Genomic DNA, 7,643 nt, shown 5'->3' with positions numbered 1-7,643 from the left:
ACCGTATTGACCCCAGCATGACTCGAAATCCATAATCAGAGGTGGCTCACTTCTCGATGGAAAACCCGGCTCACTTCTGAGTGGAAATCAACAGCGTGGGGAAAGGATTCCTGGTGGGATATTTTTTCAGGCACAATTTGGCTCCGGCCCTGACTGGCTGAATTTGTTTCGCAACTGGTGCGCAGTTTCATCTTCTGAACTGGGTGGGCTACATGTCATAACTGGAGACGCTGCGCGCATATCGCGGGCGGAGCTGGGAGACGAAATTCAAATTCAAGCGTGGTCGAGATTTTTGAACGGGTCTTTCAAGTGTGCGTTTAGGATTGGCGATACCAATCGTTTGATATCTGGTTTGACAAACATCGGATGGGCGATGTGGTTCGGAGACTTATATGCTCACGAAGTTGATGAGCGAAGAATATCCCGTGAAGGGTTCCCAATTGAAAAGATTGGCAACTCGTATTTGGTAAGAGTTACTGACCGCATTGAAGACGTGGTTAGTGATTTCAATCACTTTTCCAATCGCCGGGCGAAACTAAAGAGCCTCTTTCGAGAAGGTCTTTTCATGATCAATGAGGAGCCGTTGGCTTAGCCGACAGGAACCACCCCAGATTTGCCGGCGGTGAAGAACTGCGGGGTTCTCCATGTTGAGGGGCGGTCGGGAATTATCGTGGATAGGATTCCCAACAGCGTTAGCTTCGGTGGTGAATACAACTCTGTGGAAAATGAGAGTGCTTTCGACGCGGAACTGTCGTGTTTTATGTAATGGGAGTGGGGAGTGATCCTTTAAATAAGGAAATTGTCATATCTGACGCGTCCGAGCTTACAATGAAGCAACGAGAGAATTTGAAGATAGACCTTTAAATGTTGATACTTGGCCTCTGCGTCCGAGGCCGGTTTGATAAATGTTATGTGCCCTAACTCTGGTTTGGACCGGGAAAGGTCGAAAGACGTTTGATGCATGCAGGGTCTTCGATAATGGCGCACAAACCCCGCTTGCGTTTGATTTCTGAAGCTGGAGTGCGATTGTGGCAGATCCTTTATATGCAACACTATATATTGATACTAGTGATAATATTGTCGAAATACAAGATGAGGTAGATTTTATATTAAATAACATAAATGCCTAAAATTTAGAGGCGACCGTTTATAGAAATGATCAATTCAAACATGCGCTTTGGAGGTGCGCCTTGGAGGATCGAGATAGCGTGCGGCCCGGCTAAAGCTGGCGTTGGCGTCCGCATCGTCGGCCTGAATATTGAGGCGACGGGCATTTCGATTTCAAGGACGAAATTTATTGTGGCGGAAAAGCTCAAGAGCCGTTTTTGAACATTTGGTCCATAGAGTTTGCAACACGAATCGCTAGACTGAGCAAACAAAAGGAAATAGCGCCAAGTGCCAGAACCAGACCGAAATCATACCGGAAAACCAGAGGTTAAGGGTTTTTTTGACCCGCGCACTTTCAGCATCCAATATGTCGTCAGCGACCCGACGACCCGTCGTTGTGCAATCATTGATCCCGTTCTCGATTATGACGAGAAGTCTGGCTCCACGCGGACCAATAGTGCGCAGCAGATTCTGGACTATGTTCTTGATAGGAATCTGACCGTTGAGTGGATTCTGGATACACATCCGCATGCGGATCATTTTTCCGCAGCGCAATTTCTGAAGGAGAAGACTGGTGCTCCCACCGCCATTGGCGCGCGGGTTGTCGAGGTTCAGGCGCTTTGGAAAGAAATTTACAACTGGCCTGACCTTGCAACCGATGGTTCGCAATGGGACCACCTGTTTGCCGATGGAGACACATTCAAAATTGGTTCGATCGACGCAAAGGTGATGCATTCGCCGGGGCATACGCTTGCATCGGTGACCTATGTGATCGGCGATGCCGCGTTTATCCACGATACGATCTTCATGCCGGATTCCGGAACCGCTCGAGCTGACTTTCCGGGTGGCGATGCGCAACGACTGTGGCAGTCGATACAGGCCATTCTTCAGCTGCCAGAAAACACCAGATTGTTTACGGGACATGATTATCAGCCCGGCGGGCGCAAGCCACTATGGGAAAGTTCGATCGCCGAGCAAAAGAGCGCCAATCAACATATTCGCGGACAAGATGAAGAGAGCTTCGTGGCGATGCGACGGAGCAGGGATGCGACCTTACCCATGCCGAAGCTGATCTTGCACGCGCTGCAAGTGAACATATCGGGCGGCAGACTGCCGCCTGCTGAAGCCAATGGAAAGCAGTATCTGAAGATACCCGTCAACGCCTTTGGCGACATTGTCTGGTGACGCAACAATAGCGACCATGGTGCATGGCCTTTGCCTCTGTCGCGAAGGTTCAGCTACCTGGCAGAAACGCGTGTGGCTCGGGCCGCTACAAAAAATCCTCCGACGATAATCACTAGAAATCCCGCAAAGGCGGCGAAGCTCGGCGGATGGAGCGCAACGCGGCGAAAATCCGGCTTGATGACATCAGCGGTGTTGAAGCTCTCATCGCTATATTGGCAGAGCACGAGCGAAGTATTGTTTCGAACCATGTCCATATCGATTTGCGTCATAAGCTCGACGACCTGCTCGTTGGCAGGGTTTTCCTGACTCATTTTGATCAGAAGTTCTTTTGTGGCGGCGAGATATGCGTGGCTACATTCGTTGAAGGGGCTGGCTTCGTCCTTGACGCTATATGGGACCAGACCCCACATGCAGTATGCAAACTGGATCCGCGCGAAGTTCAACACTCGACTAAACGGAGCATCCTGAGAGGTGCTTTGTGTTGCTGCGAGGTTGAGGATCTTTTTGCGATAATCAGAGATTACAGCCATCTGACCATGCGTGAGACTGGGGATTGCGATCCCGGTCACTGTAGCATTGCTCTCACGGCGGCTGTGCGCCCAAGTGGGCTGCGCCGCGAGTACCAGCAATATTGCTGCAACGATAGCCGTCAAAAAATCGAGTGCGCACTTGTGAGCGCGCACTCTGTTCGGGGAACGATCGATAAGCTTAGCGATAAGAGCCAGCAAGGCGGGCACTGCCACGAAACTCGCCAAGCACTCTTTCGGCAAGTACGCCGAACCCTAATCCAATCACAGCCCAGATAATGATTTGAATTCCCACCGAACTAATCCTGAAATTCCAAAGAACATCAGGAGAAAATCCGGCTGGCATCTCATTGATCGTAGGCATTGCGATCAAGACGACCGTGATAAACGCCACGTAGGCGGCGGACGCTATCAGTGTTGCATTCCAAGTGCCGTGTTGCGCCAACAAGCGGCGCGCCAAGGCGAATGCGAGTGCCATACCACCAACAGAAAGCACGAGAAGAACGAAATAGAGGGTTGTGCGTGCCCCTATCGTTTCATCCAGGCTCACAGCAGGCGGATTGGCAGGATATTTGAGAAGCGGAACGAGCACGACGGATGCAAACGCTGCGAGTGCAAGCACTGCAGAGAGGCCGCGAGCGCCAATTGCGCCGAGGCGCCCATAAGCGAAAGCAAACACGAGTGCAAAAATGCCGCCCACCGCAGCACCATAGACGACCAGACCGGTGATCAAGCCCAATCCGGCCTGAGTTCCCCGGCCCGGCAAGCCTTCGTCTGTCTCTTCCATTGCAGGCTGATCGCCCGCCGGAGCCTGTGCGGCTTCTGTCGCTGCCATCTGTTCTTCGAAGGCGATTGCGAGATCAACCTGTGGCTCGCCAAAAATCCGCGCAAAACCGAACGCGACCAGACCCGCGAGGACGCCGATCAGCATCCCGCGCATAAGCAATGATCCAACCATGACTATTCCCCTTAGTGGCAGGGGAAACCGAGCAGATGGCGACCGTCATGCACGAATTCGTGAATATACATTCCCGATATGAGCGAGGTCGCACCTTCTTCAGCGCCGACGAAGTAAATCGCGATCATTAGAAGAAGGCCACCGAAAATTGCCCAAGGAAGCACCTCGGCTATCGGAATGGCTACCGGTTGATGAGCCGGTGCAAAAGTGATGTCAGACATAATAGTTCTCCTGGGATAACGCGTCCCGTTGCGGCGTTTCAGCGGCGATAGAAGGTCTGACTTCCGGACAATTCCGGTTACAGTGGCGCGACCGTGCCGGAATTGCACCGGCTTCCCCTATCGTGGACTGAAATTCAACGGTATTGACGCGCAGGCTGGCTGTCAATCAGACTGATCAGTATTGCAGCAGGCTTGCCCGGCATAACGGAGTGAAGACCAATCCCCTTTCGCCTCAAATTGATCTGCCAGGCGGCCACCGCTGCGAACCGAAATGCGTCGTTTCCCGCCAACGAACCGCTGGAAACTAAAGCAAAAGCTGCCATGCAAGGGTTGAAGCTGTCGTATCACACCAAGGGACTGCAGCTCATGAGCCCTTGCATCGCTGCAGGACAAACTGCGGAAGCGCTTTCGCTTGATTGCAACGAAGATGCGGACCTTCGGGACATTGATTACGGCGATTGGGCAGGGCGGTCGATTTCCGCAATAGCCAGCGAGGCGCCTGATTCGCTCGCGCAATGGATTGCTGATCCAGGTTTTGCCGGTCACGGCGGCGAGAGTATCGAAATGCTCTTTGATCGCACCAGAAGCTGGATCGACAAATGCGCGAACGAGGGCAGCAACGTCATAGCGGTGACACATGCGGCGGTGATCCGCGCAATAGTGGCGAACATTCTGGGGGCTCCGCTGAGCACATTTTGGAGCATCGACATTGCGCCAGCCACGGTTACGGATATTCGCAACGACGGTCGGCGCTGGGCGCTCAGGTCGAGTGGGTTGCCTCTCGTTTCGGGCAGATTGCAACAGCAGGCAGAGGATTGAAAAGCGGCGTTTTCGCACGTGCGCGAGTTGCCGGGCTACACAAGCCTCATCGTTTGTGCCTGTATTGGCATAACTGAGCCAGCACAGAATTTGCGAGGGGCAAGCAAATGAAGAAATTCGAGCTTAATCCAGACCTCACCGTCGCAGATGAGCAATCGCTTCGCGGCCTGTTTGGCGCGACCCACACACTGGCCATACAGAAATGCCAGACTTCGCTGAGCAAGCATGCGCAGGACTTTATAAGCCGTTCGCCGTTTCTCTGCATCGGCACGCAGAGCCTTGACGGCAAGGCCGATGTGAGCCCACGCGGTGACCCTGTCGGCTTTGTCAAAATACTCGATGATAAAACGCTGGCGATACCTGACCGGCCGGGCAACAACCGTCTTGATACGTTTGTCAACATTCTCGCAAATCCGAATGTGGGAATATTGTTCATGGTTCCCGGGTTTGACGACACGCTGCGGGTGAATGGCCGCGCGACGCTCGTAACCGATCCGGAGCTGTTGGAGACGATGAGCGTCAACGAACGCGCTCCGAAACTCGCAATCGTGGTGCAGGTGAGCGAAGTTTTCATGCACTGCGCCAAGGCATTCCGGCGCTCGCATTTGTGGAGTCCCGACCACCTGCAAGATCGCAGCGAGATGCCGTCTCTCGTGAAGATAATTCTGGACGACTCCACCGGCGCGCCAAACGACAAGGACGAGATGCGCAAAATGGATGAAGATCTGGAAGAGGACTACAAGCGGACGCTCTATTGACAGCTTCGCGCGATCTGCCGCGCCGTCCAGCTCTTCGAACGACACTGATCTTTATGTTTTCCTTATGTGCGGGATACAAATTCCCAATCGAGATTTGATGGCCGATTGAACTATCTCCTTGGCACGGAAGCTTTGGAGATTTCGATGGCCGACATTTTCTATCTTGCGCTTGGTCTGGGTGCGCTCGGCGCGCTGGCGATCTATGCGCGTGCGCTGGGCCGCATCTGAGGTGCGATGATGATCGAACCACTTATCGGTCTGGCCGTCGCGCTGGCGCTCGGCATTTACCTCGTTGTCACGCTGATCCGTCCGGAGCGCTTTTGAGCGAGGTTCGGTAAGGCAGGAGCATTTTCATGACAATTACCGGCTGGCTGCAAATTGGCCTTCTCTTTCTTATCGTTGCTGCTTTGGTCAAACCGCTTGGTCTTTATATGGCGAGCGTGTTTTCGGGCGAGCGCTCCCTGCTTGCGCCTGTCTTCGGACCTGTCGAGCGCGGATTCTATGCCGCCGCCGGCATCAGGCCGGATGAGGAACAGGGCTGGCTTGCCTACACGCTGTCGATGCTTGCCTTCTCGATGGCGGGCTTTGCTGCGCTCTATACGATCCTGCGGCTGCAGTTCTATCTGCCGCTGAATGCGCAGGGTTTTGCAGGCATGTCTCCCGACCTTGCCTTCAACACCGCTGCGAGCTTCGTCACGAATACCAATTGGCAATCCTACGGCGGCGAAACCACGCTCAGTAATTTCAGCCAAATGGCCGGGCTGACGGTCCAGAACTTGGTATCGGCTGCAACCGGCATCGCTATAGCGATGGCGTTGACGCGTGCTTTCGCCCGCTCCAGCGCTCGAACTGTTGGCAATTTCTGGGTCGATCTGACCCGCTCGACACTTTACGTGCTTCTGCCGCTGTCCATTCTCGTTGCGCTTGCCTTCGCGGCGATGGGTCTGCCTCAGACGCTCGATGCATCGGTGAGCGCGACTACTCTGGATGGCGCACAACAGACCATCGCTATTGGGCCGATCGCCAGTCAGGAAGCTATCAAGCAGCTTGGGACCAATGGCGGCGGGTTCCTCAACGCCAATGCCGCGCATCCATTCGAAAACCCAACGGCTCTGTCGAATTACCTCAACATTGTCTCGATGCTCGCCATCTCTGCTGCGCTTGTCTACGCCTTCGGTCAGATGGTGGGCGACCGGCGTCAGGGCTGGACGTTTCTCGCCGTCACGGCGCTGTTTCTCCTTGTTGGAACGGGCGTGATCTATTGGGCCGAAAGCGCCGGCAATCCGATATTGAGCGCGCTCGGAGTTGATCCTGCGCTGGGCAATATGGAAGGCAAGGAGGTGCGGTTTGGACAAGCCATGAGCGCTGCCTATGCCGCCGTGACCACCGGGCTTTCGGATGGTGGTGTCAACGGTATGCATGGCTCGTTTACCGGGCTGGGCGGGCTGGTTCCCATGTTTCTTATCCAGCTTGGCGAGGTTCTGCCCGGCGGTGTCGGCTCGGGCCTCTATGGCATGATCGTTTTTGCCATTCTTGCTGTGTTTGTCGCTGGGCTGATGGTTGGGCGCACGCCCGAACTGCTTGGCAAGAAAATCGAGGGCAGGGAGATGAAGTATGCGATGCTGGCGGTGCTGATATTGCCGCTGGCCATACTAGGATTTGCGGCCATCTCCTCGATGCTTCCGATTGCGGTTGCCAGCGTCGGCACGAGCGGGCCGCATGGCCTGTCTGAGATCCTCTACGCATTTACCTCGGCGGCGGGCAATAATGGCTCGGCCTTTGGCGGGCTTTCTGCGAATACGCCCTGGTACAACACCACACTCGGTATCGCGATGCTGTTAGGCCGCTTCGCCTATGCTGTACCGGTGTTGGCTATGGCAGGTTCAATCGCCGCCAAGCCGCGGGCTGCCGCGACGGCTGGCACATTTCCAACGACAACGCCGCTCTTCGCTGGCCTGCTCAGCGGCATCATTCTCATCATGGGCGGCCTGCAGTTTTTCCCGGCGTTGTCACTTGGCCCTATCGTCGAGCACTTCGCCATGCTTGCCGGCCAAACATTCTAGAGGAC

Annotated in this window: 8 protein-coding genes, 1 pseudogene and 1 riboswitch; of the genes and pseudogenes, 6 read left to right on the top strand and 3 right to left on the bottom strand. The window is 54.6% G+C overall.

Annotated features, from left to right (window positions below; translation table 11 throughout):
- Positions 1–1,425: 1,425 nt before the first annotated feature.
- A pseudogene (locus tag DY251_RS04970) lies at positions 1,426–2,292 on the top strand (MBL fold metallo-hydrolase); the annotation flags it as partial.
- Positions 2,293–2,345: 53 nt separating this feature from the next.
- Here DY251_RS04970 and DY251_RS04965 read toward each other — a convergent pair.
- From DY251_RS04965 to DY251_RS04955, 3 genes are read right to left on the bottom strand one after another with little or no spacing between them, the layout of a single operon-like run.
- Positions 2,346–3,035: a hypothetical protein gene (locus tag DY251_RS04965; RefSeq protein ID WP_137113439.1), complete on the bottom strand. Its 690-nt coding sequence runs from the start codon at positions 3,033–3,035 to the stop codon at positions 2,346–2,348.
- Positions 3,001–3,777 carry a CbtA family protein gene (locus DY251_RS04960; protein ID WP_116622737.1) on the bottom strand — a complete coding sequence of 259 codons (777 nt, stop codon included), beginning with the start codon at positions 3,775–3,777 and terminating at the stop codon, positions 3,001–3,003. Before DY251_RS04960 ends, DY251_RS04965 begins: the two co-directional genes overlap by 35 nt.
- Positions 3,778–3,788: 11 nt before the next feature.
- Positions 3,789–3,998, bottom strand: coding sequence for a CbtB domain-containing protein (locus DY251_RS04955; RefSeq protein ID WP_116622736.1), 210 nt, complete (start codon positions 3,996–3,998; stop codon positions 3,789–3,791).
- Positions 3,999–4,043: 45 nt separating this feature from the next.
- Positions 4,044–4,121: riboswitch (adenosylcobalamin (AdoCbl) riboswitch) on the bottom strand.
- Positions 4,122–4,319: 198 nt separating this feature from the next.
- Between DY251_RS04955 and DY251_RS04950 the strand changes: the two genes are divergently transcribed.
- The 5 genes from DY251_RS04950 (at position 4,320) to kdpA (ending at position 7,638) form a co-directional block, all read left to right on the top strand.
- Complete coding sequence (locus tag DY251_RS04950) at positions 4,320–4,817, top strand: histidine phosphatase family protein (protein ID WP_137113440.1); 498 nt, start codon at positions 4,320–4,322, stop codon at positions 4,815–4,817.
- Positions 4,818–4,924: 107 nt separating this feature from the next.
- Entirely contained in the window at positions 4,925–5,575 is a 651-nt protein-coding gene (locus DY251_RS04945) for a pyridoxamine 5'-phosphate oxidase family protein (protein WP_116622734.1), read from the top strand.
- A gap of 105 nt (positions 5,576–5,680) precedes the next feature.
- Positions 5,681–5,803 (top strand): hypothetical protein, encoded by a 123-nt coding sequence (locus DY251_RS21865; protein WP_281004436.1) that lies wholly within the window; start codon positions 5,681–5,683, stop codon positions 5,801–5,803.
- Between the two features lie 6 nt (positions 5,804–5,809).
- Entirely contained in the window at positions 5,810–5,899 is a 90-nt protein-coding gene (kdpF, locus tag DY251_RS04940) for a K(+)-transporting ATPase subunit F (protein ID WP_199498787.1), read from the top strand.
- A gap of 29 nt (positions 5,900–5,928) precedes the next feature.
- A complete protein-coding gene (gene kdpA / locus DY251_RS04935; RefSeq protein ID WP_116622733.1) occupies positions 5,929–7,638 on the top strand; it encodes a potassium-transporting ATPase subunit KdpA in 1,710 nt (569 codons plus the stop codon).
- Positions 7,639–7,643 lie beyond the last annotated feature (5 nt).

Origin of the sequence: Mesorhizobium denitrificans, from assembly GCF_003403035.1 — a bacterium.
Taxonomy (GTDB): domain Bacteria; phylum Pseudomonadota; class Alphaproteobacteria; order Rhizobiales; family Rhizobiaceae; genus Mesorhizobium_G; species Mesorhizobium_G denitrificans.
Note: the sequence above shows the minus strand (reverse complement) of the source record. Positions and strands in the feature narration are given on the sequence as shown.